The organism is Gemmata obscuriglobus (genome assembly GCF_008065095.1).
GTDB lineage: Bacteria > Planctomycetota > Planctomycetia > Gemmatales > Gemmataceae > Gemmata > Gemmata obscuriglobus.
Genome location: NZ_CP042911.1, coordinates 8,896,074 through 8,921,748 on the forward strand (window position 1 = coordinate 8,896,074; position 25,675 = coordinate 8,921,748).

Annotated in this window: 24 protein-coding genes and 1 pseudogene; 11 read left to right on the plus strand and 14 right to left on the minus strand. The window is 66.2% G+C overall.

Translation table 11 applies throughout. The features are described from left to right. Window positions 1-3: 3 nt before the first annotated feature. From GobsT_RS36940 to GobsT_RS36950, 3 genes are read right to left on the minus strand one after another with little or no spacing between them, the layout of a single operon-like run. The gene (locus GobsT_RS36940) at window positions 4-456 is read right to left on the minus strand and encodes a PIN domain-containing protein (protein ID WP_010049950.1); all 453 of its coding nucleotides are present in this window, start codon (window positions 454-456) and stop codon (window positions 4-6) included. Beyond that, window positions 453-731 (minus strand): type II toxin-antitoxin system Phd/YefM family antitoxin, encoded by a 279-nt coding sequence (locus tag GobsT_RS36945; protein WP_010049952.1) that lies wholly within the window; start codon window positions 729-731, stop codon window positions 453-455. The genes GobsT_RS36940 and GobsT_RS36945 overlap by 4 nt, the downstream gene beginning before the upstream one ends. 15 nt (window positions 732-746) lie before the next feature. Beyond that, window positions 747-1,709, minus strand: a complete 963-nt coding sequence (locus GobsT_RS36950; RefSeq protein WP_010049953.1) for an aldo/keto reductase — start codon at window positions 1,707-1,709, stop codon at window positions 747-749. A 78-nt stretch (window positions 1,710-1,787) separates the two neighbouring features. On the opposite strand from GobsT_RS36950, the gene GobsT_RS36955 reads away from it, so the two are divergent. Continuing rightward, complete coding sequence (locus GobsT_RS36955) at window positions 1,788-3,167, plus strand: alkaline phosphatase family protein (RefSeq protein ID WP_010049954.1); 1,380 nt, start codon at window positions 1,788-1,790, stop codon at window positions 3,165-3,167. Window positions 3,168-3,350: 183 nt separating this feature from the next. On the opposite strand, the gene GobsT_RS36960 is transcribed toward GobsT_RS36955, so the two are convergent. After that, on the minus strand, window positions 3,351-4,241 hold the full coding sequence (locus GobsT_RS36960) for a sugar phosphate isomerase/epimerase family protein (RefSeq protein WP_010045679.1): 891 nt from the start codon (window positions 4,239-4,241) through the stop codon (window positions 3,351-3,353). Window positions 4,242-4,411: 170 nt separating this feature from the next. Between GobsT_RS36960 and GobsT_RS36965 the strand changes: the two genes are divergently transcribed. Next, window positions 4,412-4,894 carry a GNAT family N-acetyltransferase gene (locus tag GobsT_RS36965; RefSeq protein WP_010045677.1) on the plus strand — a complete coding sequence of 161 codons (483 nt, stop codon included), beginning with the start codon at window positions 4,412-4,414 and terminating at the stop codon, window positions 4,892-4,894. 74 nt (window positions 4,895-4,968) lie between these two features. Here the strand turns inward: GobsT_RS36965 and GobsT_RS36970 are convergent, their stop codons facing one another. The 4 genes from GobsT_RS36970 to GobsT_RS36985 all read right to left on the minus strand — a co-directional run bounded on the left by GobsT_RS36970 (window position 4,969) and on the right by GobsT_RS36985 (window position 8,462). Next, on the minus strand, window positions 4,969-5,253 hold the full coding sequence (locus GobsT_RS36970) for a hypothetical protein (protein ID WP_010045675.1): 285 nt from the start codon (window positions 5,251-5,253) through the stop codon (window positions 4,969-4,971). Window positions 5,254-5,287: 34 nt separating this feature from the next. Next, the gene (locus GobsT_RS36975; RefSeq protein ID WP_010045673.1) at window positions 5,288-6,199 is read right to left on the minus strand and encodes a hypothetical protein; all 912 of its coding nucleotides are present in this window, start codon (window positions 6,197-6,199) and stop codon (window positions 5,288-5,290) included. A gap of 142 nt (window positions 6,200-6,341) precedes the next feature. Next, window positions 6,342-7,112: a hypothetical protein gene (locus GobsT_RS36980; RefSeq protein WP_010045671.1), complete on the minus strand. Its 771-nt coding sequence runs from the start codon at window positions 7,110-7,112 to the stop codon at window positions 6,342-6,344. Window positions 7,113-7,220: 108 nt separating this feature from the next. After that, a complete protein-coding gene (locus GobsT_RS36985; protein WP_010045669.1) occupies window positions 7,221-8,462 on the minus strand; it encodes a hypothetical protein in 1,242 nt (413 codons plus the stop codon). Window positions 8,463-8,847: 385 nt separating this feature from the next. Between GobsT_RS36985 and GobsT_RS36990 the strand changes: the two genes are divergently transcribed. The 6 genes from GobsT_RS36990 to GobsT_RS37015 all read left to right on the plus strand — a co-directional run bounded on the left by GobsT_RS36990 (window position 8,848) and on the right by GobsT_RS37015 (window position 14,802). Further along, window positions 8,848-10,248, plus strand: coding sequence for a serine/threonine protein kinase (locus GobsT_RS36990; RefSeq protein WP_010045666.1), 1,401 nt, complete (start codon window positions 8,848-8,850; stop codon window positions 10,246-10,248). A 25-nt stretch (window positions 10,249-10,273) separates the two neighbouring features. Then, a complete protein-coding gene (locus GobsT_RS36995) occupies window positions 10,274-10,510 on the plus strand; it encodes a hypothetical protein (RefSeq protein WP_081471828.1) in 237 nt (78 codons plus the stop codon). Window positions 10,511-10,676: 166 nt separating this feature from the next. Next, a complete protein-coding gene (locus tag GobsT_RS39190) occupies window positions 10,677-11,480 on the plus strand; it encodes a PEP-CTERM sorting domain-containing protein (RefSeq protein WP_010045663.1) in 804 nt (267 codons plus the stop codon). Between the two features lie 194 nt (window positions 11,481-11,674). After that, window positions 11,675-12,271: a peroxiredoxin gene (locus GobsT_RS37005; RefSeq protein ID WP_010045659.1), complete on the plus strand. Its 597-nt coding sequence runs from the start codon at window positions 11,675-11,677 to the stop codon at window positions 12,269-12,271. A gap of 309 nt (window positions 12,272-12,580) precedes the next feature. Further along, entirely contained in the window at window positions 12,581-13,489 is a 909-nt protein-coding gene (locus GobsT_RS37010; RefSeq protein ID WP_010045658.1) for a DUF1559 domain-containing protein, read from the plus strand. A gap of 71 nt (window positions 13,490-13,560) precedes the next feature. Continuing rightward, window positions 13,561-14,802 carry an esterase-like activity of phytase family protein gene (locus tag GobsT_RS37015; protein WP_010045657.1) on the plus strand — a complete coding sequence of 414 codons (1,242 nt, stop codon included), beginning with the start codon at window positions 13,561-13,563 and terminating at the stop codon, window positions 14,800-14,802. Between the two features lie 26 nt (window positions 14,803-14,828). Here GobsT_RS37015 and GobsT_RS37020 read toward each other — a convergent pair whose 3' ends face one another. From GobsT_RS37020 to GobsT_RS41405, 4 genes and pseudogenes are all read right to left on the minus strand, one after another. Then, window positions 14,829-15,815 carry a CoA transferase subunit A gene (locus GobsT_RS37020; RefSeq protein ID WP_010045654.1) on the minus strand — a complete coding sequence of 329 codons (987 nt, stop codon included), beginning with the start codon at window positions 15,813-15,815 and terminating at the stop codon, window positions 14,829-14,831. Window positions 15,816-15,935: 120 nt separating this feature from the next. After that, on the minus strand, window positions 15,936-16,367 hold the full coding sequence (locus GobsT_RS37025; protein ID WP_010045651.1) for a TPR end-of-group domain-containing protein: 432 nt from the start codon (window positions 16,365-16,367) through the stop codon (window positions 15,936-15,938). 135 nt (window positions 16,368-16,502) lie between these two features. Next, on the minus strand, window positions 16,503-17,270 hold the full coding sequence (locus GobsT_RS37030; RefSeq protein ID WP_148088003.1) for a PPC domain-containing protein: 768 nt from the start codon (window positions 17,268-17,270) through the stop codon (window positions 16,503-16,505). A gap of 63 nt (window positions 17,271-17,333) precedes the next feature. Continuing rightward, window positions 17,334-18,578, minus strand: a pseudogene (locus GobsT_RS41405) (polysaccharide pyruvyl transferase family protein). A gap of 90 nt (window positions 18,579-18,668) precedes the next feature. Between GobsT_RS41405 and GobsT_RS37040 the strand changes: the two are divergent. After that, on the plus strand, window positions 18,669-19,145 hold the full coding sequence (locus GobsT_RS37040; protein ID WP_010045641.1) for a DinB family protein: 477 nt from the start codon (window positions 18,669-18,671) through the stop codon (window positions 19,143-19,145). Window positions 19,146-19,313: 168 nt separating this feature from the next. On the opposite strand, the gene GobsT_RS37045 is transcribed toward GobsT_RS37040, so the two are convergent. Then, window positions 19,314-22,502: a YCF48-related protein gene (locus GobsT_RS37045; protein ID WP_010048400.1), complete on the minus strand. Its 3,189-nt coding sequence runs from the start codon at window positions 22,500-22,502 to the stop codon at window positions 19,314-19,316. Between the two features lie 285 nt (window positions 22,503-22,787). On the opposite strand from GobsT_RS37045, the gene GobsT_RS37050 reads away from it, so the two are divergent. Then, window positions 22,788-23,327, plus strand: a complete 540-nt coding sequence (locus GobsT_RS37050) for a thioredoxin domain-containing protein (RefSeq protein WP_071529345.1) — start codon at window positions 22,788-22,790, stop codon at window positions 23,325-23,327. 21 nt (window positions 23,328-23,348) lie between these two features. Next, a complete protein-coding gene (locus tag GobsT_RS40320; protein WP_010048396.1) occupies window positions 23,349-25,100 on the plus strand; it encodes a methyl-accepting chemotaxis protein in 1,752 nt (583 codons plus the stop codon). 226 nt (window positions 25,101-25,326) lie between these two features. Here the strand turns inward: GobsT_RS40320 and GobsT_RS37060 are convergent, their stop codons facing one another. Further along, window positions 25,327-25,614: a hypothetical protein gene (locus tag GobsT_RS37060; protein ID WP_081471938.1), complete on the minus strand. Its 288-nt coding sequence runs from the start codon at window positions 25,612-25,614 to the stop codon at window positions 25,327-25,329. Window positions 25,615-25,675 lie beyond the last annotated feature (61 nt).

Consider the following 25,675-nt stretch of genomic DNA (forward strand, 5'->3'; position numbering starts at 1 on the left):
GGGTCAGGGGGTGAAGACCGGAACCGCGGCCGACGCCGCGGCGGAGAGGAGAGCGGGAGAGGTTGTCGCGAGCGGGAGAGCGGTGCGCAAGGCAAGTTCGAGGCTCGCCGCCTCGTGAACCGGAAGGCCGTAGGTGCGAGCGAGATCAAGTACTTCGGGCCAGGCCAGGTGCGGGGCGCGTTCGTCGAGGTAGATCCGGTAGGCCGGCAGCGCCACAAAAACGCCGTCCGTCCGGAGCCAGTTCGTGTCGTTTCGACGGACCGCCGCCAGCAGTTCCTCGGCTAATTCAAGCGGCCAGCCCGTGGCAACGACCGCGGCCGTCCCGGCGGCCAATCGAAAACGAACGCGGTGGGAGTAGATGGTGTACCGCGCCGGGATGCCCCAGTCCGCGGCGACGGACGTGTGGAGAACAAACGCCGGCGGAGCGCTCGCCGGAGCGGACGTCGGGAAAATCATGCGGCGGGCGACTCCGGCAGCGGCCGCCCTTGCGGGAGCGATTCGGGGGGGTAAGGCAGCCCGTCTTCCGCGTGCCATCGGGCGATGTTGCGTTCGAACTCGTCCAGGACGCGCTGGCGCTCGGTTTCGTCCATTCCGGGCGCCACCTGCGGAGCCGCGCCGAGCGAAGCGAGCCACGTGCCGTTGTCCGCGATCACGATCTGCTCGCCCGCGGCGGCGCGCCGGATTAAATCGGGAAGGTGCTCGCGGGCCTCCGCGATCGTCACGACCGTCATGTTCGCCTCCGCGGGTCAGGCCGGGTTCGCTTTCAGGAACACATCTATCTCACCAATCTCGGCGGGCGTCAACCGCCAGTCGGCGGCGCCGAGCAGTTCTTTCAACTGGCCCGGCCGGCGCGCCCCCACGATCGCCGCAGTAACGGCCGGGTGCCGCAGCACCCACGCGATCGCCACCGCGCCCGGTGCGCGCCCGTGCCGGGCGCCGATCGTCTTCAGCAGGTCCACGAGGTTCAGGTTGCGCGTCAGCAGCGGCTCCTGGTAGTGGCGGTTCTTCTCCTTGCGCCAGTCGTCGGCGGGCATGGCCACGACCCGCTCGCGGGTCATGGCCCCGGTGAGCAGCCCGCTCGCCATCGGCGAGTAGGCGATCACCCCGATGTTGTGCGCCTGGCAGTACGGAAGGATGCTCTCCTCGACCTCCGGCCGGATCATGGAGTACGGCGGCTGGAGCGAGGTGATCGGCCCGAACTTCGACACCTGGGCCATCTGCTCGGCGCTGAAGTTGGACACGCCGGCCCAGCGGATCTTGCCCTCCTCCTTGAGCTTCACGAGCGTTTGCCAGCCCTCGTCAATGTCCTCCGGCGGCTCGGGCCAGTGGATCTGGTACAGGTCGATCACGTCCACCTTCAGCCGCTTCAAGCTGGCCTCGCACTCGGCGCGGATGCTGTCGGCCGTCAGACGCTTCCCGATCTGCCGGCTCTCGTCCCACACGCGGGCGCACTTGGTGAACACGTACGGCCGCTTCGGCACGCCCGCCAGGGCCTTCGCGACCACCTCTTCCGAGTGGCCGAGCCCGTACACCGCCGCGGTGTCGATCCAGTTGACGCCCAGGTCGAGCGCCTCGCGGATGGTCGCGACGCTCTCGGCGTCGTCCTGGGCGCCCCAGGCGAACGCCCACCCCCCGCCGCCGATGGCCCACGCGCCGAACCCGATGGGGGTGATGCTCAGGTCCGAGTGGCCGAGTTGTCGCAGTTGCATTCGTGTGATCTCTGTTCGCCGACTGATGAGAGCCGCCCCGCACTTTGCGGCCGGGGTCCGCCTTGATAGCGTGACCGGATGCCACCCATCGTACTGATTAACGCCGTCGGCCTCACGCCCCGGCTGCTGGAACACGCCCCGCGGCTGAAGGCGCTCGCGGACGGCGGCTGGTACATGGACATGCCGGAGGTGCTCCCGGCGGTCACCTGCACGGCGCAGGCCACGCTGCTGACGGGCACACTGCCGAACAAGCACGGCGTCGTCGCCAACGGGTGGCTGTTCAACAGCACCAACGAGGTGCGGTTCTGGCAGCAGTGCAACCGGCTGGTGCAGGCCGAGCCGGTGTACGAGACGGCCCGGCGGCGGGCCGCGGAGCGCGGGGTGCCGTTCAAGAGCGCGAAGCTGTTCTGGTGGTTCAACCAGGGCGCCGCGGTGGACATCTCCGTCACCCCGAAGCCGCACTACGCGGTCAACGGCGATAAGGCGTTCGGGATCGCCGGCACGCCGCCCGGCGTCGCCGAGGGGCTGGAGCGCGTGTTCGGCCCGTTCCCGTTCCCGTCGTTCTGGGGGCCGATGGCCGGCCTGCCGGCCACCGAGTGGATCGCCAGCGCGGCAGCCAACGTGCTCCAGTTCGAGAAGCCCGACCTCACGCTCGTGTACCTCCCGCACCTCGACTACGACCCGCAGCGGTTCGGCCCGAGCGGGTGCGACATGCGGGCGTGCGTGAAGGAACTCGACGACGCGTGCGCGCCGATCTTCGACGCCGCGAAGGAGGCGGGCGCGCAGATTTGGGTTGTGAGCGAGTACGGGCACTGTGATGTGTCGCGCCCGGTGTACCTGAACCGCGCCCTGCGCGAGGCCGAGCTACTCGAGGTGCGCCCCGGGCCGTTCGGCGAACAGCTCGACCTGTACGGGTCGCGGGCGTTCGCGGTGGTGGACCACCAGGTCGCGCACGTGTACCTCCGCAACCCGGCGGAACTGGCCCGCGTCCGGGCGGTGCTGGCCGAGGTGCCCGGGGTCGCCAAGTTGCTCGCCGGCGAGGAGATCGCCGAGATCGGGCTGAACCACCAGCGGAGCGGAGCGCTGGTGCTGCTCGCCGAGCCGGACGCGTGGTTCGCGTACCCGTTCTGGCTCGACGACGACGAGGCCCCCGACTACGCCCGCGCCGTGGCGATCCACCACAAACCAGGGTTCGACCCGTGCGAGCTATTTTTCGACCCCAGGTTCCGGTTCCCCAAGCTGCACGCGGCCCGAAAGCTGGTCCAGAAGAAGCTGGGGTTCCGCACGACGTTCGACGTTGTGCCGCTCGACGCGGGCGTCGTGCGGGGCAGCCACGGGTTGGCTGCGGCCGACCCGCTGGACCGGCCCATCCTCATCGGCCACGGCCCCATGCCCGCCGCCAGCGTCCCGATGACGCAGGTGAAAGACATGCTGCTCGCTGCGCTGGAACTGCAATAAAGGCAGGGCTGGCAGCACAAAGGGCGAAGTCATCAGAGGATTGGCCACAAACAAGCACAAAGGGCACAAAAGAAAACCAAAGACGAAGACAGAAAAGTGAATTTGAAACGCTTCTATTTGTCTTCAGTTTTCCTTTGTGCCCTTTGTGCTTGTTTGTGGCCAATCCTCTGCCTTTTGAACTTCTCAGCCTGAGATGAGTTTGCGCAACTCTCTGGCATACTTCGGCACCGCGACCTTCGGATCGTCCTTCGCCTCGTATTCAAGCGCGACGTACCCGTGGAAGTTCGCGTCCTTCAGGATCCTTACCACTCTTGCGAGGTCGGCGTCCTCGCGCTTACCGCCGGGGAACACTTCGGTCTTCACCTGTGACACCACCCCATAGGGGGCGATCTTGGTTAGGTCCGCATAGGGGTCCGCGGTCTTGAAGTTACCGGTGTCGATGTTCACGCCCAACGCCGCGCTCTTCACCGGCTTCACCAGTGCGAGCAGTTGGTCCGGGGTCGCGGTGATGCCGCCGTGATTCTCCATCGCGAGCACGACCCCGTGCTTCTCTGCCACCGCGCAGCACTCCTCGATCGCAGCGACCACGCGCTTCTGGACCGCTTCGAGCGTGTCGCCCTTCTCCAGGTTCCCGGCGAAAATGCGGACCGTCTTCGCCCCCACTTTCGCCGCCCGTGCGGTCCAGTCTTTCACCTTCTGAATCTCAGCCCGGTACTTCGTTTCATCTGCCACACAGAAGTTGTTACCGACCGGCACGCCCGAGATCGCGAGTTTCTTCTTCTCCGCATGCGCTTTGAGCTTTTCGGCGTACGCGTCGGTCGTTTCGGCCCAGTAGTAGGAGGTGATTTCGACCGCATCGAGCGGCAACCCCGCGGCGAGGTCGATGAACTCGAACAGGTCCATCGACGGCTTTTTCAGGTCGAGCAACTTGTTAAAGCTGTACGCGGCGAGGCTGAGCTTGAGATCGGTTTGAGCGCCGGGCCGCTTGATCGGGTCGATGGCCCCGGCGAGTTGGGGGCGGAGTCCCCCGACAGCCGCGAATGCGGTCGCGAGGAACTGGCGGCGTGAGAGCATGGGACCTCCGGGTAACAGGGCAGCGGGGGACAGTTTACACCGCCTCGCGAGGCGGTGTATCATCTGTTTCGCCCGTACCTTTTCCGCAGGTGAGCGTTCCAAAGGAGGGTGGCTTTTTGTCGCAGGGCGTGAGCAAGTCTTCGCCCCTTACCGATCGCCGCTGACGAACAATGATCCTACGTGAAGCGACTGAAGCCGACTGGCCTGCCGTGTGGCACCTGTTTCAGAGCGTGACAGCGAGCGGGGACGCATTCGCTTACGACGAATCGACACCCGAAGCCGTCGCCCGGAAGCTGTGGCTCGACCCGCCCGCCGTTTGCGTCGTTTGTGAAGATGAGTCGCGGTTTGCCGGGACATACTACGTCCGCCCGAACTATCCGGGCCGCGGCGGCCACGTGGCGAACGCGGGGTATATGGTCGCCCCCGAGTCCCGCGGGCGCGGGCTGGCGGTCGCGATGTGCGAGCACTCGCTGGAAACGGCCCGACGGCTCGGGTTCACTGCGATGCAGTTCAACTTCGTGGTGGGTACGAACGCGGCTGCGGTGCGCGCATGGGAGCGGTGTGGGTTCGCAACAGTCGGGCGCCTGCCGCTCGCGTTCAAGCACAAAGAGTTGGGATTCGTCGACGCGCTGGTGATGTTCCGCGCGCTGTAAGTGTGTTATCGCCCTGCGACCGACTGGGAGCAGCCGCAGGGCGATAACCAGCACAGCGAAGGCGGCGTGCCGAATTACGGAGCCGGTGGAGTGTCGCTGCCCTTCGGCGCGGCCGCGGGCGCTCCCGCAGTCGCAGGCGGTGCCGCTTCGCCGAGCTTCAGCACCGCCGGAACCGGCGTCGAGGGGGCCGACTTGCCGCCGTACTCGCTGAAATCGAGGTACAGCAGCACGCAGCCGATAGTGACGGCCATAAAGGTGATGAACAGCATCACCACGTACGGGCCGTCTCGCTTCACCGGCTCTGGCCGTCGGGGGCGGTCATCATCACGGTCACGGTCGCGATCCTTTTTTCGGGCCATTGGTGCGGCCTCCGTAATGCGTTAGGGTGCGCGGTCAGCGGTTCGGGCGCGGGTCACCAACGATGCTCACCTGGTCGCCCTTGCGGGGCAGCTCCTCAGGCTTTAGTTGTGAAACGGGCACTTGGCGGGCCGGGCGGAACTCGGCCACGGCGTTCTTCGGGTACGCCGACTTCGTTACCACCAGGGTGCCCAAATACCGGCCGCCATTAGTCTCGCGGAACACGTCCAGACGTGCCCCGGGTGTCACGCCGGCATCAAGGCCGACACTGATTTCGACGAAGCTACCCGCGAGATCGCTCACCACCGTGCCGCGGACGTTTTCCGGGACCGGTGGTGGGGCCTTATCGACGGAACGAAGTACAGTCGCCGCACCGCCGCCGCCGCCGGACTGCCTCAGCTCCGAGAGCTGGGCCTGGAGCGACGCGGCCCGGGCCACGTTTTCGTCGGAGATCGCCCGCGCGAGTTTGGCGTCGTTCTCGGCGCGGAGCCGCTCGCGGTTAGCGTTCTCCGCGTCCCGCACCAACTGAACCCGGTCGTTCTCGAGTACCGTGTTGCGCTTGCGGGTGTCTTCGAGTTCGCTCAGCGTGGCCTTCTGCTGGGCCACCAGGAGCCGCTCGCGCTGCTCGACGGCGGCGTGGTTGGTGGTCCACTTCCGAAAGTCCTCGTCGCTCTTGCTGCTGCTGGCCAACTGATCCGCAATCGTTTTGTCCAGGTCGGCGGTGCGGCTCCGCTCGGCGCTCAACAGGTTCGCAATCCGCGCCACTTCGGCGGCGCTGGTGCTCAGTTCGGTGCGGCGGTTCGTCTCACTCTCCTTGAGCGCCTTTTCGGCCGCATCGGCCCGTGCCTTCCAGTTGGTCCGCGTGACGTACACGTTGAGCGTCAGCGCCATCCACGCGACGGAGGCGATGAGAACCAGGAACGTCAGGATCTTGCCGAGCCAACTCATCGCACGCCCTCCCGCGGTGTGAGTCCCGAGTGCTGAATTCCAGATACCGGGTCCGGCCCGGGGCCGCCGACGCGCGGGAGGCACTACGGCCCCACGACGCGCGGCACGAGCCTGGGAACCCGGAGCCCGGAACGCATTGTTCTCACGGGTTCGAAACGCCGAGCAGTTTCAACCGGCCGCGCAACTGGCTTGCGCGCCGCTGCACCGTCTCCCGGGTCTCGAACACATCCACCTCGAACGTGTCCAAGAAAAACAGTTCGGCCTGGACGCTGTCGCGGATCGTATTCATGGCCACCAGCCGTTTCTCAGTGGCGAGCACCTCGGCACTGAGGGTGTCGTACAGCCGGCGCTGGTCGGTGATCTCCTTCGTCAGCAACTCGATGCGCTGCGTGTCGGCCGACACCGAGTTGGTCAACGCGTCGAGCCCCGGCAGCGGCAGCGCCTTGCCGTCGGCGCCCACCTCGCTCCCCAGGACCGCCTCCCCCTTGGGCCGACCGGCGGCGTCGAAGCTCAGATCGTACAGCCGGGTCTTCGGGTCCACGACCGGAAGATAAAAGCCCTTACCGCTCTTCGGGTTCGCGGGATCGATCAGGTCCTTCGGGTTCCCCTTGTGCGCGTACTCGATGAGTTGGGCGTACCCGTTGCGCCGGTTCGCGCGGAACCGCTCGTGCGCCTCCAGGGACTTGAGGGTCTCCCCCCACAGCCCGCTGGCCGCCTTCGCGGCCTCGCCCAGCGAGTCGATCTCGGCCTTCAGCTCGGCGTAGCCGGCCGCCCCTTCGCCCTTCTCCGCCCCGCCTTCCGGGACCGGGTTGAACCACGTCGGGCGCTGCGCGTACACGCCCACCGCCCACGTCATCATCGTGAGCCCGACGACGAGGAGCAGGAAGGCCAACAGCTTGCCGATTGCCGTCATGGTCGCACCTGGCCCGGTGAATGCCTCGTCCCGATCGATCCCGGCACAGTCGAAAGCCCGTGCCGCACCCGAAACACCTCTAACACCAGCCAACAACCCGCCCCGCGATCAGGGCCGGGCGGACGGCGGCTGCCCGTACCGTTCGCGCTCGACGTCCACCAGCAGGGCCTCGAGCCGGTACACCTCGTCGAGGGTCAGCGCGACCTCGCGCTGGATCTCGTACAACTGCCTCTCGATGTTACTTTGGCGCACCAGCGACTGGTCGACCTCGGCCCGAACCTTTTCCAGTTGGGCGCCCAGGTCCCTCAGTTGCGTCCGGCGGCGGCTGACGGCGTCGTCCGCCGCGGCCTTCGCGTCGTCCAGCTTGGCCCGCTCTTGGGAAACCGTCCGCGCCCGGTCCAGGCTGTGCCGAGTCTCGTTCAGCAGCACATCGTTGCGGAGCTGAAACACCGCTTGGTCCGCCATAATCGGCTGGTCCACTTGCTCGCGCATCAGCCGGAAGCGAACGGCCTGGCTGGCGATCGCACGCACATAGTGCCGGAGCCCGACCACTGTCGCCACCCGCTGCTGCCACGCGCTGTCCTGATCGAGGTGAACCAGGAGCTGAGCGATCCGGTCGCGTCGGTCGCCCTCGTCGGTCGGCGCCGCCGGCTTGATCGCCGCGAGCGCGTCGGGGTTACCGGCGGCCTCGTCCATCTTCTTCTTGAGTTCGCCCCATTTGGCGGGAGCCAGTGCGCCGGACTCGGAATCGTACAGCTTCGGCGCAACGCGGTAGAACTTGCGGTCCAACAGGTGAACGAGCTGCTCCGCGTCCGCGGCGTATTGCTCCGCGGTCTTCGGCTTGCCGTCGGCACCGGCCGGCGCGGCGAGCGACTGAAACAGCAGCCGCTCGTCCATCGTCTCCGCCTGGAGCAGCAGCCGCTTCAGCACAGCAGCCACACGCTGGGCGGCCTCGGGGGCCGCGCCCAACTCGGCCTTCACGATGCCGTGGACCCGCAAGACCTCGGCCGACTGGCTCACCACCGCTTCGGTCGAGGCGAGCCCGGAGGGCGGCCCGCCCTTGGCCCCGGCGTTGGCCGGCGCCTTCGCCATGTCGGCGAAGTGCTTGTCGAGCAGGGCCTTGCCGACCGTACTGGTCTGCTGGCCGCCGCCCATCGCCGCGACGAACGGGGTCTCGTTGTCCGGGGCGAACCGGTCGCCGTCGAGCGGCATGCCGCGCAAAACCAGCACGTGGCGGAGCCCCGCCGCGTTGAGCTGCTGGCGGCCCTTGTAGTCCTGCGCGCCGAAGTAGACGTACGCAACCCCGGCGACGAGGGTCAAGAACACCAGCAGGATGCCGAACAGTCTCATGGCGTTCGTGTCCCTGCACGGGCCGGGCGCGAGTCCCCGGCGGCCCAAGGTTGAGTTCTGTGAAAGGCGCTCAAACGCGCTTCCAGACTGCGATTCTGCCGGACAACACGGACCTTGACAAGCGCGGAACGTCCACAAACAGCGGGAGTTCGGAAACTTGGAAAGGCGGTGGCGGTCCTACCGGTTATGTGGCGCCCGAGGTGAACCTTTCAGGTATTCTACCCCGGGCAGAACGCGCCTGCGCGACCACGTGTCGGGTTCGGGTCACAGTGAGGGAACCGGCGGCGTGTCGTGCGCGACGGCCGCGCACGGCGGCCACATTTGAGCTATAAGTAAACTAATCCGCGCGCCGATCCCTACCGGCGCTTACGGCCGGAGCGCTCACATGGCAGTCGAACCGCCGGTCCCGCAGCAACTCGGCAACTACGACATTACGTCGAAGATCGCCGAGGGCGGGATGGGCACCGTGTATAAGGCCCGCAACCGCGCCACGGGCGAGGTTGTGGCCATAAAGGTCATCGCGCCGGCCACCGCCAAAAACCCGATCCTGCTCCAACGGTTCGAGCGCGAGTTCCTCGCGGCCAAGGTGCTCGACCACCCGAACGTCGTGCGGGCCCTCGACTACAGCGGCGCGCCGCCGCACCCGTTCCTGGTCATGGAGTTCGTGGACGGCCTGTCGATCGGCCAGTGCATTGAGCAGAAGGGTAAGTACGCCGAGGAAGAGGCGGTCCGGCTCGTCGCACAGGTGTGCGACGGGCTCCAGCGGGCGCACAAGCAAGGGTTGGTACACCGCGACGTCAAACCCGACAACATCCTCGTGGACAAAGAGGGCGTGGCGAAGCTCACCGACATGGGGTTGGTTAAGGAGGTCGAGGGCGATTTGAACCTGACCCGCACCGGGCGCGGGTTGGGCACACCGCACTACATGGCCCCCGAGCAGTTCCGGAACGCCAAAACGGTCGACGTGCGCGGCGACATCTACTCCCTGGGCGCCACCCTGTACGCGATGGTGACGGGTGTGGTCCCGTTCGACAACGCCAGCCCGCTCGACTGCTGGATGCGCAAAATCCGCAACGAGTTCCGCACCCCGAAAGAGCTGAACCCGGCCCTTTCCGACCGCGTGGACTGGGCGATCCGGCGCGCCATGAGTGCGGAACCGGCCCAGCGCCCGGCGAGTTGCCGCGAGTTCCTTGAGGACCTGACCGGCCAGAGCCGACCGTCCCAGCAAAACCCGAACCAGCAAGGCCAGCCCGCACCTGGGGCCGACGTGTGGTATCTGGTGTACCGCGACGAGAACGAAAAGCCGCACACGGTAAAGGGCAGCACGGAGGGGATCCGCAACGCGCTGCGCGACAGCCTGCTCGGCGATCCGTCGGAAGTGCTGGTGAGCCGCACAAAGCACGGGCAGTTCACCCCGCTCGCGAGCGTGCCGGAGTTCCGCGACCTCGTGGTCACCCCCGCCCCGGTCGCGGTCCCGGCGGCCCGCACCCCCAACCCCGACGAAACGGTCGAATACCGCGAAGCAGCGGCCCCCGGCCCCACTTCCTCCGGAAACCTGGGCCGGCGCCCGGCCCCGAAAGCCTCCACCGCCCCGAAGCCCCCGCCCTACAGCTACAACAGCCCTTCGGGCGCGTACCCGCCACCCAAGGGTAGCCGTGAGCACAAGGTGCGGGTCGAAGCGCGCGCGCCTCGGGAAGAACCGAAACCGTTCAACTGGACCCCGGTGCTAGCGATCATCGTTCTGGTCCTCACCGCGATCATCGGATACCTGGTCCTGGCGAAGTGACAACTCTCTGTGGAGCGCGGGCATCTTGCCCGCTTTTGCACCTGCCGTCGAACCGCACTCCCTCACGACGACCGTCACGCACCTCGTTTACGCAATCCGCCCCAGCAGCGCATTCGATCAACTACCGGTCCTCGCGGACGCGCTCCAGGACGCCGGCTGCGACGCCGAAGAGTTGCTCCGTCACTGCCGGCACGACACGGCCCACGGCCCGCACTGCTGGGCGATCGGAGCGGTGCTGGCGGTGCCCCCGCCTCCAAGCTGAACAACCAACGCCAATTGCCTTAAGCTGAAGCATTAATCCCAATGCCCCCTTTCCGGGGCCGTCATCCAGAGCGGCTAACTTCACCTTTTTTTCGCCACGGGGTGTCGCTAATGTCCGCGCCGTCGGGGAGAGATAGAGAAGGCTTCTCAGGAAGGGGCGTGGGTTTATGCGTCGAGCAACGGCGTGGATCGTCGTGGTCGGCGTCGCGTGTCTCGGGACCCCGGCGTCGGCCGCGGCCGACACGATCGACGGGTTCTGGGTGTCGATCGCCTCCGGCGTGGCGGGGTCGTCCACCGCGACCGGGTACCAGGACTTGTGGTTCGAGACCCCGCACGGACCGCCGCCTATAGCGGTGACCCAATTGACGGGTGGAAACGTCGAAGCCACTACCGGCGGCGGGAGCAGTTTTTTCACCGGCGGTGCGGTTCCCGTGGTGCTGCCCACCACTGACGGCTACGCGTACCTCGCGGGCGGCGCCAAGCCCAGCGACCTCAGCGACGCTCTGAAGCGCCAAACGAGTGGCGGGCAAGGGCTCGCGACCGCGGCCCCGGACGCGACCGCGACCACCCCCCCGGAGAACGCGGCGCTCTTGACCGCCAACCTCGGCGACCCGGACACCAACGGCACCCGTGCCCTCACCGTCACACTCACCGATGCTGCGTCGAATCCGATCGGGACCGGAACCGTGACCGTCCCCGACGGCGGCTGGTGGGTCATCGGCCTCGGGCCGGGCACAAAGGAACAGTCGGGTGGCGGTGGCGACAACGGCGGTGGTGGGAACAATGGCGGCGGTGGAGACGGTGGCAACGGTGGTGGTGGGAACAATGGCGGCGGTGGGGACGGTGGCGGGAACAATGGCGGCGGTGGCGGGCCGGTCGCGACGCCCGAACCGGCAACGGGGGTGCTCCTGGGCATCGGCGGGTTGGGCGCGGCCGGGTGGAGGCTCGTGAAGCGCCGACGCGGCAACTGATTCCCCTCCCCGACACGGAGCACATTTGAAGCACGGCCCTCGGGCCGTGCTTCCTGTTTTCCCGGCCCGCATCGGACGGGCCGATGCCTTCCCTTCGCGGCCCCCGCTGGAAACGCCCCTTCCGGTCCCTAATGATGTCTCCGAGGGCCGCTTCGGCGCGGCCCGCAACTTTGTGTTCACCAACGGAGACACATATGCCGGCTCAGGTCACGAAGGAAGCCCCGGACTTCACCGCGAAGGCAGTCGTCAACGGCCAGATCGTTAACGAGTACAAGCTGTCCAGCACCCGCGGCAAGTACACCATCCTGTTCTTCTACCCGCTCGACTTCACCTTCGTGTGCCCGACCGAGATCATCGCGTTCAGCGACCGGATCGCCGAGTTCGAGAAGCGCAACTGCCAGGTGGTCGGGGTGTCGGTGGACAGCCAGTACTCGCACCTCGCGTGGATCGAAACCCCGCGCGCCAAGGGGGGCCTGGGCGAACTCAAGTACCCGCTGGTGGCCGACCTGACGAAAACCATCAGCACCGACTACGGCGTGCTGCTCGAGGGCGCGGGGGTGGCACTCCGCGGGCTGTTCCTGATTGACACGAAGGGCATCATCCGCCACATCACCATCAACGACCTGCCGCTGGGCCGCAGCGTCGATGAGGCGATCCGGGTGCTGGACGCGCTCCAGTTCTTCGAGAAAAACGGCGAAGTGTGCCCGGCCGACTGGAAGCCCGGCGCGATGACGATCAACACGAACAACGCAAAGGAATATTTCGAGAAGGCCGCGGCTGGTCAGAAGTAAGTACAAGCGATCCGGCGCCGCAAACCGCGGCGCCGGGTACTCAATTCGCACACCCGGCGCCGACTTCAGCCCACGCAATACTCGAAGCAACTACTCACACCTTCGCGTCTTACGCCGCCTCTGATCCGGTGCTCGTGTCCCGTTGTACTGACGGGTGAGTTCTGCCCGCACCTCTCATGCGTCCTGGCCCGCCGCCTTCACAATTTGCACACAAAACCCTCTCGAAATCCTGATGTGACTTTCACGCTAGTGAAAGTAAGAAATTGCTTCCGGACACAGTGGTCGTCCTTATTTCGTTTGAGAGCTAATATGTCCCAGTTCCGGCGTCGCGCGTTTACGCTGATCGAGTTGTTGGTGGTGATCGCGATCATTGCGATCCTGATCGGGCTCCTCCTGCCGGCCGTTCAGAAAGTACGCGAAGCCGCTGCCCGGATGAGCTGCCAGAACAACCTCAAGCAGTTCGGCCTAGCAATTCACAACTACGCGAACACAAATGACAACAAGTTCCCGGCCACGCGGGTGACGGTCGGCGGGGACGCTAAGTTCCGCGCCTGGACCCCACTCGCCCTACCGTACGTCGAGCAGGACAACGTCGCCAAGCAGTGGAACTTCACGGTCAAGTGGAACCAGGGTACGAACCTGCCCGTGTCCCAGACCTCCTTCAAGCTGTTCAAGTGTCCGTCTGCCCCGGACTCGCGGCGGCAAGGGACGTACGGCGCGCTGGGTCTGGGCGACTACGGCACCATGAACGCGGTGCGGCGCCGGTTCTACACGGCCAACAGCATCCCGAACTTCCCGGTGGCCGGCACCGCCGCCGGCGACGAGGCCAACGGGGCGATGGCCAAGGTCACCGACACGCCGATCGTCGGCGTTACCGACGGCACGTCCAACACCATCCTCCTGGCTGAGGACGCCGGGCGCCCGAACCTGTTCCAAAAGGGCAAGGACCTCGGCACCAACACCGCAGACGGGCACGGCTGGGCGGACCCGGACGGCGTCGGCATCAGCCTCGACGGCGTCCAGGCCAACCTGGTCACCACCGGAGGCACCTGCTTCATTAACTGCACCAACGACAGCGAAGTCTACGCGTTCCACTCCGGCGGCACCAACGTCCTGATGGGCGACGGAAGTGTGCGATTCATCCGCGAAGGGATCTCGGCCGCTACGTTCGCGGCTCTGGTCACCGCCAGCGCCGGTGATATCCCGGGCGACTTCTAAACCACCACGCATGCTGACCACGCCGCCCGAAGTTCGGGCGGCGTTTTTATTTCCCCCCTCAGATCTCATCCATGTTGCGACCGCGCACGTTTACCGCTTGCTTGCTACTCGCCGCGTGTGCCTCCGCGGCACAAGCGGATGTTGCCCTCATCGGGGTAGGCACGATCCCCGGCGACGCGGCCGACCTCTCGGGGCTCAAAGGCAAAACCAGCGACGGCACGCCGCACAACCGGCTCGGCGGAATGGGGTCCGCCATCGCGTACACCGGCCAGGGGAATGAATACCTCCTCGTGTCCGATCGCGGACCGAAGGACGGTGCGACGGACTTCGTGTGCCGCTGGCACCAAATGGAAGTCGGCGTTGCTCCGGGCGCGAAAACGCCCGTCACGCTTAAACTCACTGCGACCACGCTGCTGACCAACGAGAGCGGCAAGCGGTTCGTCGGCTCGCTCGACGCGTTCGAGCACACGGCCCCGGCGAAAAACCTGCGTTTGGACCCTGAAGGCGCACGGGTCGGGCGCGACGGAACCGTGCACCTCTCAGACGAGTACGGTCCGGGGCTGTACGCGTTCAACCAAAGCGGTACGCGGGTCGCGAGTTTGCCAATGCCGGCTCACTTCTTGGCGCCGAAACCCGGGAAGATGCCGGCTGACGAATTACCGCCGAAGAGCGCATCGGGCCGGCAACCGAATCGCGGCATGGAAGGGCTCGCAATTTCCCCGGACGGCAAAAAGCTGTTCGGGATCATGCAAAGCCCGCTCATCCAGGACGGCGCACTCGACGACAAAAACAACCGCACGGGCCTCAACTGCCGCATCCTCGAACTCGACCTCACGACCCAGAAATCTCGCGAGTTCGTGTACCCGCTCGAAAACGCCGGGTACGGCGTGAATGAGATCCTGGCGGTCAACGATCACGAGTTCCTCGTGCTGGAGCGAGACGGCAAAGGCGGTAACGAAGCCGAGTTCAAGCGGCTCTATCTGATCGATCTGACGGACGCGACTGACGTGAGCGCAGTGGCCGCGCTACCTGCGAAGGGCTTGCCCGGAGCCGTAAAGTCTGTGAAGAAAAAGCCGTTCCTGGACCTGCTCGCGAAGAAGTACGGAATCGCGGGGCCGGAATGCCCCGAAAAGTTCGAGGGGTTGGCGTTCGGCCCCGACCTGCCCGACGGGCGCCGACTGCTACTCGTGACCGCAGACAACGACTTTCTCGCGAACAAGCCGTTCCGGGTGTATGCGTTCGCGGTGGATCGGGGCGAATTGCCGGGCTTCCGGCCGCAGCAGTTCGATCCGCAGCCACTCAAGAAGCGTTAGCCGCCGGCCGTGCCCCGTACATACGCTCAGCGGCCGAGGTGCAACAACAATTCACGCTGCCGTAACGCCTGGAGCCGCTTCAGCCCGCCGCACCGCTCCAGGTACTCTGTGAAGTCACTCACGCCGAAAAGGTGATCGTCCAGGAACTGCGCGTGAGCGGCAGGGTCCTTCTCGACTTCCATCCAGAGTTTGAGGTGTTCCTCGTCCGAGAAGTACTCACCCGGCATGTTCCCGGGGTACGACCCGTAGGGCACCTCGCACACCGCGTCCACGCACAGGAACGGGATCTGTGTCCGGTGCGGGTCGCGGCGCATCTCGTCGTGCGGCACCAACCGCTCGCAGGTGATAATGACCTTCTTCGCCGCTCGCGCGAGGTCCACGTCGGCGACCGAGGTGCCGCTGAAGCGACAGTTGCCGTACCGGTCGGCCTCGTGAACGTGGATCGCCGCCACATCGGGATACAGGGCCGGCACCGCGACCAGTTTCTCGCCGGTAAACGGGCACTGAATTTCCTTCGCCGGGCCGTGTGCGAGCGTGTCGGTCCCGAGCAGCGAGCGGGCCGGAACGAACGGCACACCCATCGCGGCCGCGGTGTACCGCAGCGCGAGTGTGTAGTTCGACCACTCCGCCACGTCCAGCGCCCCTGACTCCATTACACGCCGGGCGTGGGCCGACAGCCCCCGCGCCTCCAGACCGACGACGTAAGCCGCGTCGACGCGATTGAGCAACTGCCCGCGGCCCGTCAGGTTGCCGGCGCAGAGGATCTGGAAGTCGTGGGTGGTCGTATGACCCGAAAACCCGAGGTTCTGCCGCCTCTGGCGGACGATCTCGTGGCACACCGCCGTCGGGATGCGGTTCGCCCCGAACCCGCCGGTGGCGAAGTAATCGCCGTCGCGCACGAAGCGCGAAACGGCTTCGCTCACGGACATTATTTTGTCGACAAGGCCGCGCGGCTTGGCCGCAAACGCGGCCCTCGCCTCGTCGGACGCGGGAGAGGTGAAGAGGGTAGTCATGCAGAAGAATTTACCCTCCGGTCGGCACGAGCGGGCAGAGATTTTAAAGGCAAAAGAACGGCTCTTTGTCTTTGAAATTTCCGCCCGTCCGCACCGACCAGATGGCAAATTTCCGCGCGATCAGTCGTGGTACTCTTTAACCAACTTACGAAACCGTGGGTCCTTGCGGATCGAATCGAGGTCGTGGTCTTCGAGCATGAACGCGAAGTCGCGGTACCCCAGTTCGACCGCCCTGCGGAGCGTCGAAATGGCCTTGTCGCGCTGTTTGAGGAGCGCGTACCGGCACGCGAGGTTGTAGTGGGCCGTCGGGTCGTGTGGGCGCACCGTCACGAGCTGCCGGTCCACGGCGAGCCCGTCCTGCATTCGCCCCTTCAGCGTCAGGTTACACGCCTGCGCCCGGAGGACGTCTGCGAAGTCCGGTATGGTCGCCAGCAGTTTCCCGTAAAACTCGAGCTCGAAATCCAGTTGGGTTCTCTCGGCTAGCAGGCCAAGAACCGAGCCCGGTGGGAACGAACTGGCACCGGTCTGGCTCGGACGCTTGGGGTGCGGCATGAAACAGCCCCCGGGATGTGCCGCGGGCAAGAATAGGGACTCGCGGCACTTGCCAAATTATACCCGTGTCCCGCAGCCTATGCAAACGCACACCTCGCGGGGAACGCGTTTGCCCGGTCGGGTTGTAACGCCCCCTCAATCCGGCTTCACGATCAGCCGGTAGCCGAAATTCGGTCCGCCCAGGTCATGGGCGTCGATGAGCGAGACGTAGTAAGCGCCGTCCCCGGGCAGCGTGAGCGTGACAACCGGATCGGCCGAGCCGTCCGCGTCATCGACGGTGTCGAGGATATTACGGTTCGCGTCGCAAACGGTAAGGAACCCGTCGAGCGGCGAGCCGAAGCGGGCCGCCTGCACCTCGATCCGCACTTTTTGCCCCTTCTTCCCCACGAACTTGAACACATCCACGTCGCGTTCGCCCTTGATCGTACCTTCCACTGCGACCGGGAGTGCGATCAGTTGCGCGGAGCCGAACGCGCCGTTGTCTTCCTTTTCCGCAGCCGTCGGGAGGTTATCGCGAACGAGGAGGCGGTACTCGTTCGAGTCGCTCGCGCCCGCTGCGATCAGTTTCACGGCGCCGGGCTTCGCGTCGTTCGGCAGTTCTAACTCGATTTCCACCTCGGAATCGCCGACGCGGTCCGCCGGATAGTTGTTCGGCACCCCAACAGCCTTCGCGCCGATCACCCGGACCTTCGCGCCGTCGGCGCCGACAACCTTCACGTCCTTGACGGACGCAAGGTGCCTCCCGCGGAGCGCGAGCTTCTGTTTCTGTCCCGGCTTCACCACCAAGGGTATCGAGTACAGAACCTTCGGCGGCGGTTCCTTCTTGGGCTCGGCCTTCTTCTCCTGGGAAGAAGTCGCGGCGCAAACGGCGAGAAGCGAAACGATCGAAACGAGAGATCGCATGAGCGGCACCAGAAACCGAAAGGCAAAGATCCGCACCGGGTCCGGGAGTCACAACGATTGCGGTCACTGAGCCAGCTTCGCGAGTTCATCGGCCAGAACCTTCATGGTCTCCTTCTGGCGCTGGCGAACGAACTCGCGGGCCTTCGCGGCCTTCTCCTGCGCCGCCTTCGGGTCGGCGGCCAGGGCGAGTACCGTTTCGGCCACCCGCCCGCGGTCCTTATCCTCGTCCATGTTGAACAGCCAGTCTTTGAGCCCGATGTCGGCCCACATGAACCCCTTCGACGTCTGTTCCGCCCACCGGCACACGACCGCGGGCACGCCGTTGCCGACGCACATGATCGGCGAGTGCATCTCGTTGCCGAACAGCCCCGCGGAGCGGACGTAGGTGCTCAGCGCCTCGTCGGTGAGCCAGTAGTCCCCGCGCCACACGACGGATTTTTTCACGTCCGCCGGCAGCGGGTCTACGAGCAGCTCTTTCCCCACAGCCATTTGGCTCCGGTCCTCCGGTCACACCAACACCTTCAGCCCGGTCTTCTTCACCACGGCAGTGATGGCGTCGCGCAGCGGCGCGTGGTCCTGCTCCTTTTTGGCCTCGTTCGTTTTGTGCTTGGCCTCGTCCTCGGCGGTCATTTTGCGGTCGTGGATCTTCCAGTACGGTGTGTACCGCAACCGCGGGATGCAGCACAGGAACTTGCCGCTCTCCAACCCGTTCACCTTCAAAGATGTCTCGGCGGCGCGGTCGTCCCGCACGTCCGTCGCGAACGCCCCGTCGGGGCCGAATTCCATGACCGGGCACTTCGCGCCGCGGTCCTTGGCGAGTTTGAGTGACACGGAGTCGCGGAAGAAGCAGAACTTCGCACCGCTGATGAGGTCGAGCGCCGGTTCGGAAGGGACGGGAAGCGTGATGCCATACACGCCGTAAGGCTTCTGCGTTTCCTTCCGCCAGCGGGCCAGGTCCTTGGCCGCGACCAGCGACGGCCCGGACCCGTGCAAAAAGAAGTCGCATTCCGCGAACGCCGCTTTCAGCGCGGCGTCGCCTTGCACGATCACGAGCTTCGGGAACCGCTTCTTCAGCAGTTCCGCGACGCCATCGTCCACCTTCGACGGCCACAGCCGCACCTCGGCGCCGGGAACGTGCGTTTCGAGCAGCGCGAGGACGCCGGGCGTGTGAGCGATGTCGCCGATGTTCACCGTCTGCCACGAGGAGCGCAGCAGCACCCGCGGGGCGCGTTTCGCTCCGGCCCACAGCGATCCCCCGACCGCGCACGCGCCCCCGGCTGCGAGGAGTTGCCTTCGCGTGATGCCCATTCGTAATCCTCCAGTGTACGGTCGCGCGAGCGGGTCGGTATATTGTGCGCGCGGACGCTACGCACCACAACGCACCGAAAAGAGGAACCGATGCCGACGCCTCAGGAACTCGCCGACCAGTACCTCGCGGGTGCCGCGCAGTTACGCGCCGCAGTTGCCGGAATGACCCGCGAACAGCTCCTCGCCCGACCGGTCGCGGGGCGCTGGTCCGCGATGGAGGTGGTGTGCCACCTCAGTGACTTTGACCTGATCCTCGCGGACCGGATGAAGCGCATCATCGCGATGGCGGCCGAGGTGCCGCTGCTGCTCGTCGCGGACGAAGACCTGTTCGTAAAGGGACTGGGCTACCATGCCCGCGACCTGGAAGAGGAACTCGCGGTGGTGGAATCGATCCGGCGACAGATGGCCCGAATCATCGGCGGGCTGACACCGGAACAGCTCCAACTGACGGGCAACCACAACAAGCGCGGGCTGATGACGCTCGAGAAGATCATCGGGATGGCGACCAACCACATCCCGCACCACGTCTCGTTTTTGATGGAGAAGCGCAAAGCTCTCGGGCTGTAGTCGAAAGGCAGACGGGCCACAAAAAAGCACAAAGGGCACAAAAGGAAACCACAGACGAAGACAAGAGAAGTGCTTTAAACTGACTCTTGTTTCTGTGGTTTCCTTTTGTGCCCTTTGTGCTTTTTTGTGGCCAATCTCCTGCTTCTTTAACGGCCAATCTGCCCGTTGTTACTTGTCCGCGCGGAACTGAAGTAGTCCCATGCCCTCCGGGCGCGGGTCGTGATCGGCCGGACCGCTCCACGACTGAACCCCGGCGCCGGGCACGAACCGCGACACGTTCACCGCCCACGTTTTCCCGTGCGCGGGCCGCTCGCCGGTCAGCTCGACCAGCGGGATCGCGAGTTCCGCCGTCCAGCCGGTATCGGTCGAGTTGAACGCGACGTGGTACTTCGGGTTCCAGCTCCGGTCGCCCCAGCAGTCCTCGGCCAGGCAGCCGCGGTGGTCGATCTGGAACCGGTAGTACGTTTGGTAGTCGCGGTCCATGTCGAGCAGAATGTCCACGCGGTCGCGCCCGCTCAGGTCGGCGTCGCGAACGCGCTTCGCCACGGGCTCGGCCTTCTTACCCGCCGGGTGGTCGCACTTCACCGCGATGTACAGGTAGCGCTCGTCGTAGCTGAACCAGCTTTCGGTCTTGTAGCTCTCGCCGAACGCCTTCGCCTCGTCGGGCTTGTCGCCCGCCGACGCAGTTACCTTCAGGGGCATGACCTTCGCGCTGCGCGTCCAGCACGCGTCGTCGAGCTTCCCGTCGAGGAGCGGGCGGGTGTCGGTGAGCCGGCAGTAGCCGACCGGCTTGGACGGCGCGGGACCGCCGGTCGGGTTCGCGAGCCACAACTCCGCCGCGAGACAGTCACGCCACGGGTCCACGCCCGGGGCCAGCGCGAGCGCCTGCGGCGTGTGTTTGAAGTAGTCGTTGATGAACGCGGTCGCCTTATCGTGGTTGCCGACCTGGCGGTGGGCGGCGAGGAAGCACAGCCACGCAGCCGGGTCCCGCGCGTACGCCGGCCCGAATGCGGACAGCTTCGGCTCCAGGTCCAGGCACGTCTGGTGCCACTTCAGGATCATGTTCGGGCTGTAGAACCGGTACACGTCTTCGGTCGTATTCGCGCTCCCGACACTGGCCGCGACGCCGGAAGCGGGGGTCAACTTGACCTCACCGACGCCATTCGAGTTGACCCGGACGCCATTCGCTTCGAACGTTGTCGACTGAAGCAACATCTTCTGCTGGATCTCTGTGCGCCGGCGGGCCTCGGTGCTCGCGTGGTACCGGGTGAGCCAGCGGAACGCCTCAACCGACAGCGGGTGCCCGGTGTAGTTCGCGGTAAGCACACCGAACACCTCGCGGGCCTCGACCCACTTGCCCTCGCGCGCCAGCCGCGTGCCGACCGCGAACGCAGTCCGCGCCGCCACGTCGTCGGGGAGCTTCTTGAGCTCCGTGTTGAGCGCCCCGAGCAGCTTGTCCGCGCCGCCCATTTCGGCGTCCACCACCCCGGCCAGCGTTTCGAGGCGGCGTCGCGCCTGCACGGCCTTCTGCTTCTCGGTCGCGGCGGTCGGGTCGAAGGAGGCAACAGCGGAGCGCCGGGCCACGCCGCCCGGGGCCAGCGAGATGCCCTCCATCAGGGACGTGTGCGCGTCCGCACCCTGGAGCCGGTGCGCAACGAGTACGAAGCACCGCCGGTCGGTGACGGCCGCATCGCCCGCCAGTACGCGCGTAGCAGCCTCGGCGAAGTCCCGCGGCGAATCGTTAAGGCGGTTACTGAACACGCTCTGGTCCAGTTTGATGGGAGCGGTCTTCGGATCGCCCGCGAGCGCGTACAGCTTTTTCGCGCCCCACGGCTTCAGGCCCAGCGTTGCGATCTGTTCGGGGAAGCAGGTCGGATCGGCGGCCTGCTTGAACGCCTCCTTAGCGGCGTTCAGCACGAGCGCGTCGGCCGGAGTGGTGTCGTTCGCGAACAGGTCGCACACGATCACTTCCGGCTGCCACACGCGGATCGCGAGGACCGCTTGGCGCAAAAGCTGCCCGTTGGCCTGGCCCCCGTGCGCCCGGTCCCAGGTGCCGAGCAGTTCACGCGCGGGCAGCCCGGCGGCGTGAGCCGCGAGGGGAAACGCCCACCCGCTCTCACCGACCGCGCCGCCCGCGAGCCGCATCGCGTACCGAGCACGAAGCCCGTCGCTCGCCCGCTTCGGATCCGCGGTCGCGGGGTCGGCATTCGTGAGGGCGGTGGCGGCGCAGAGGTAGCCGTCGGCCGCGCCGATGGCGGCGACCACGTCGAGCGGGGTACTCTTCCCGCTGGCGTGGAGGAAGAGTGTCGCGGCCCGCTGGCCGCCGAGGCGCTGCGTTTTCCACGTCTTACCGCCGTCGATCGTACCCAGGACGCACCCCAGATCGCCGACGATCCAGCCTTCCTTCTCGCTGACGAAGTGGATCCCGTTCGCAGGCACGGTCAACTCCGTCTTCTGGACCTCCCAGGTCTTACCCAGGTCCGCGCTGTGCAGCACGAACCCGCCCGGGCGACCCGCGACCCACACGTGCGTCCCGTAGGCGGCCACGCACTTAAAATCGCAGGACGCCAGCGCCTGAGCCGGCAGCCCGAGATCCACGTAACCCCACTTCCGCCCGCCGTCGGAGCTGGTCAGCACCGCGCCGCCGTCGCACGCGGCGAACGCACACCCCCACCCCTTCACGCCGTGGTTGGGCGCGTACGCGACCCCGTGGACGCCGCGCCCGGCGAGCGGGTCGAGTTCGGCGTCGTGGTACGCGACCGCCACGCCCGAACGCGGGAGCAGCACTTCCCCGAGCTTTCCCCACGCACCCGCGACGAGTATGCCGCTCCGTTCGCACACCGCGGCCGCGCGACACGACGGCAGGCGAGGGCCCTTAATGGAGTCCCAGGTGGCGCCACCGTCGGTCGTGACGAACACGCCGGTGGGGAACGCATCTGAGCCGTCCCCACACACCATCCCGAGTTTCTCGTCGACGAAGCGGATCGCGTTCAGCCCGGGCATCACGTTCGTGCCCACCTCGGCCCACCCCAGGCCGCCGTCGGTGGTTTTCAGCAGCACGCCCACGGAACCGGAAGGCGTATCAACGCGGCCGACAGCCCAACCGGTATACGGGTTAACGAAATGCAGCCCGCGGAGGCTGGCCCGGGTGCCGGTCTTCTGCCGCTCCCACTGCTTCCCGCCGTCGACGGTGTGCCACACGGCCCCGTCGTCGCCGCACGCCCAGCCCTCGCTCGCGTCCACGAACTGGACCGCGTGCAGTCCCGCGTCGTCGAACGCGACCGCCGGCTGGGCGGCAGCGGGGACCGCCGCCGCGACCAGAACCGCGAGCGCGAGAAATAGCCGAACCCGATTCATGCTCCGCTCCACCGGGGGCACCTCTCAACCGCACCGAGAGGCGTGGGGGGTGGGGTAATAGGCAAGAGCGGAAAAGGATGCTAGATGAGTTTGAGGGGCACGACGGCGGGCTCGGCAAAAATCACGAACGAATACACGATAAATGATGTAGCATCCCCTGGTAACGCAAGCGGGAGGGATGCGACATTGGCCCACGCGCCGCTCGTCAACCCTCGCAGCCATCATCCGGGGGTGCGAGCGACAGAGCCGCACAACCATCAGCTCACTTACCGCGGAGGGCGTGTTGTGAGTTACCGCGTTGCTGCGCTCGGGTCCTGGCTCGCCGTGTTAGTAGGCGGCCTCTACCTTCTTGCTGCCCATCAGTTCACTCCCGGGCCAAGCGGAACCGTATCGCGTCAGTGGCCCGAACCGGCGCACAGCACCATCCCCCGGGCGGTGATGTTCGTCCACCCTCACTGCCCCTGTACCCCAACCTCCCTGCGCAATTTCGCCGCGCTTGTGGCTAGAGAGCGTTGTGAGGCCGTAATTTACGTCGTCGCGGGCGCCAGCGATGGTACGCCCAACGGTCGTGCTGCCGCCAACGTGCCCAAGGCCGAGTGTCGCCCCGATCCGGACGGAAGCGTCGCGAAACGATTCGGCGCGATGACATCTGGCCACGTGTTTCTGTACTCCCCCAACGGCCAGTTGGTGTTCGAGGGGGGCATAACCGATGGGCGCGGCCACGAAGGCGAGAATCCGGGACTCTGGGCGGCAAGCGCCCGGCTGTCCGGCACCGAAGGTACGCCCGTGTCGTTCCCGGTGTTCGGTTGCACGTTGCAAGACTGACCTCAATTTCGGAGCCGAACCTTGGCGCCTCACACCGGAGCACACGCCGAAGAACTCTACCGGACCGCGGTTGCGAACAACCGGGGCCGCGCCGACCGGTTGCTCGCCGGCCTCATGGTCGCCCAGTGGGGGTTGCTGATCGTGCTGGCACTGGTCGTCAGCCCGCGCGCCTGGGCCGGTTCGGAATCGAGCGTTCACTTCCACGTCTGGGTGGCCGTTCTGCTCGGGGCGGCGTGCGCGGCCGCTCCGGTATACCTCGCGGTCAATCAACCGGGCGAAGAGATAAACGGGTACGTGGTCGCTGTCGCGCAGATGGTGATGGGGATACTCGTGATGCACCTGACCGCCGGGCGCATCGAGTCGCACTTCCACGTGTTCGCCTCCATCGGCATGCTCGCCGTGTACCGGGAGTGGCGCGTCCTTGTGCTGGGTGTGGCCGTCGCGGCCGTCGATCACATCGCCCGCGGGTTCCTGTGGTGGCAGTCGGTGTACGGGTCGAGCGCGTACAGCAACTGGCTCTGGCTCGAGCACGCCGCCTGGGCGCTATTTTCAATGCCCGTGCTGGCCTGGATGTGCGTCCTCAGCCAGAACGAAATGCGGACCCAGGCCGCACGCGAGGCCGCTCTCGCCGAAGCCGAACGGGCAACCGCGGCCAACATGCAGGAACTCGCGGCCAAGGCCCAGGAGATCCGCGAGCGCACGGAGCGAGAAAACGCGATCCGCACCGAGCGCGAAGCCGCGGCGGAGCGAGCTCGCCACGCGGAGCGCGCGCACGCAGAAGAACTGAAACAAAAGGTGAGCGTCATCCTGTCGGGAATGAACGCGCTGGCCGCGGGCGACTTCACGGTATCAGTGCCGGCCCTGGGCTCCGACGATTTGGGCCAAATGGCGGTCGCCCTCAACACCGCGGTGGGTAGCGTGCGCGCGGCACTGGAGGGCATGCGCGAGGTGTCCGAGCAACTGGCCGACGCCTCGTCGCAACTGGCCGCGGCCAGCGAAGAAATCTCCACGGGCGCACAGGAACAAGCGAGCAGCCTGGAGGAAACGGCCAGCACGCTGCACGAGATCACCGCGACCGTGCGCCGCAGCGCGGACAGCGCCCAGCAGGCCCGCCAACTTGCCAACGGCTCCACGGAGGTGGCGCAAAGGGGCGGGAGCGTGGTCAGCGACGCGGTGAGTGCGATGGGCGAGATCAACGGGTCGTCGAAGAGGATCGCGGACATCATCACGACGATCGACGAGATCGCGTTCCAGACCAACCTGCTGGCCCTCAACGCGGCGGTCGAGGCGGCCCGGGCCGGCGAGCAGGGGCGCGGGTTCGCCGTCGTCGCCACCGAGGTCCGAAACCTCGCCCAGCGGTCCGCCACCGCCGCCAAAGAAATCAAAGCCCTGATCCAGGACTCGGTGAAGAAAGTGGACGCGGGCACGGAACTGGTAAATAAGTCGGGGGACACGCTGGCCGAGATCGTGACCAGCGTGAAGCGGGTAACCGACATCGTGACCGAGATGGCGGCGGCCAGCCGGGAGCAGTCCGCCGGCATCGAGCAGGTGAACAAGGCCGTCAGCCAGATGGACACGGTGACCCAGCGGAACGCCTCGCAAACCGAAGAGATGAGCGCCACCGCCCAGACCCTCACGGACCAAGCCGCGCAGCTCCGAGAGCTCGTCTCACGGTTCAAGCTCGGCAACACGCCGGTCACCGCATCACGGGCACTTAAGGCTACAAAGAAAGGCCGAGCCGCACCTCACGGCTCCCGAAACCGGAGCCACTAAGCGCCAACGGATCAACGCACCAGCGCGCCAGAACGGTCACGGACACGAAACGGACGGGCGATGTCGGCAACGGGTTTACCGATCGCTGAAGGCCGGTACACAATTCGGCGCCGATGCCCGCTCGCGATTTTGAGTCAGAGATTTCACCTGCACCAACACCGCAAGCACACTTTATCGTGGTGGTCCTCTTCGCCCATCGCGCCGACGATAGCAGGCCGATCGGCACTCATCCTTTTCCCAACACCAAATCCACGACCCAGCACCCGCGAACGTGTGGTCCGAGTCCGCGGCAGTGGTTCAGGATGTCGTCAGAGTCGCACCCGGCGTCCTGAAGGGCGTCGGCGAGAATCGGCATCGCGGAGAAGTCGCGGGACTCGTACATCCGCGCCGCGAGGGCGCGAACCGTGTCGGTGCGCCACTCCGGGGCGAAGGCGGCAGGTCGGAAGGGGTTCCCAAGGACGCAGCGTACAAGGTTCGCCAGTTCGGCTTCGTCGGGTCCGGTGAGTTTTTGCACCTCATCCTGTGAAGGGCGCCCAAGGTAAGCTTGGGGGCCGAGGCGGAGACGCAGATTGAGT

Coding starts and splice junctions, on each gene's coding strand:
- GobsT_RS36940 (WP_010049950.1), bottom strand. CDS start 456: ATGATTTTCCCGACGTCCGCTCCGGCGAGCGCTCCGCCGGCGTTTGTT.
- GobsT_RS36945 (WP_010049952.1), bottom strand. CDS start 731: ATGACGGTCGTGACGATCGCGGAGGCCCGCGAGCACCTTCCCGATTTA.
- GobsT_RS36950 (WP_010049953.1), bottom strand. CDS start 1,709: ATGCAACTGCGACAACTCGGCCACTCGGACCTGAGCATCACCCCCATC.
- GobsT_RS36955 (WP_010049954.1), top strand. CDS start 1,788: ATGCCACCCATCGTACTGATTAACGCCGTCGGCCTCACGCCCCGGCTG.
- GobsT_RS36960 (WP_010045679.1), bottom strand. CDS start 4,241: ATGCTCTCACGCCGCCAGTTCCTCGCGACCGCATTCGCGGCTGTCGGG.
- GobsT_RS36965 (WP_010045677.1), top strand. CDS start 4,412: ATGATCCTACGTGAAGCGACTGAAGCCGACTGGCCTGCCGTGTGGCAC.
- GobsT_RS36970 (WP_010045675.1), bottom strand. CDS start 5,253: ATGGCCCGAAAAAAGGATCGCGACCGTGACCGTGATGATGACCGCCCC.
- GobsT_RS36975 (WP_010045673.1), bottom strand. CDS start 6,199: ATGAGTTGGCTCGGCAAGATCCTGACGTTCCTGGTTCTCATCGCCTCC.
- GobsT_RS36980 (WP_010045671.1), bottom strand. CDS start 7,112: ATGACGGCAATCGGCAAGCTGTTGGCCTTCCTGCTCCTCGTCGTCGGG.
- GobsT_RS36985 (WP_010045669.1), bottom strand. CDS start 8,462: ATGAGACTGTTCGGCATCCTGCTGGTGTTCTTGACCCTCGTCGCCGGG.
- GobsT_RS36990 (WP_010045666.1), top strand. CDS start 8,848: ATGGCAGTCGAACCGCCGGTCCCGCAGCAACTCGGCAACTACGACATT.
- GobsT_RS39190 (WP_010045663.1), top strand. CDS start 10,677: ATGCGTCGAGCAACGGCGTGGATCGTCGTGGTCGGCGTCGCGTGTCTC.
- GobsT_RS37005 (WP_010045659.1), top strand. CDS start 11,675: ATGCCGGCTCAGGTCACGAAGGAAGCCCCGGACTTCACCGCGAAGGCA.
- GobsT_RS37010 (WP_010045658.1), top strand. CDS start 12,581: ATGTCCCAGTTCCGGCGTCGCGCGTTTACGCTGATCGAGTTGTTGGTG.
- GobsT_RS37015 (WP_010045657.1), top strand. CDS start 13,561: ATGTTGCGACCGCGCACGTTTACCGCTTGCTTGCTACTCGCCGCGTGT.
- GobsT_RS37020 (WP_010045654.1), bottom strand. CDS start 15,815: ATGACTACCCTCTTCACCTCTCCCGCGTCCGACGAGGCGAGGGCCGCG.
- GobsT_RS37025 (WP_010045651.1), bottom strand. CDS start 16,367: ATGCCGCACCCCAAGCGTCCGAGCCAGACCGGTGCCAGTTCGTTCCCA.
- GobsT_RS37030 (WP_148088003.1), bottom strand. CDS start 17,270: ATGCGATCTCTCGTTTCGATCGTTTCGCTTCTCGCCGTTTGCGCCGCG.
- GobsT_RS37040 (WP_010045641.1), top strand. CDS start 18,669: ATGCCGACGCCTCAGGAACTCGCCGACCAGTACCTCGCGGGTGCCGCG.
- GobsT_RS37045 (WP_010048400.1), bottom strand. CDS start 22,502: ATGAATCGGGTTCGGCTATTTCTCGCGCTCGCGGTTCTGGTCGCGGCG.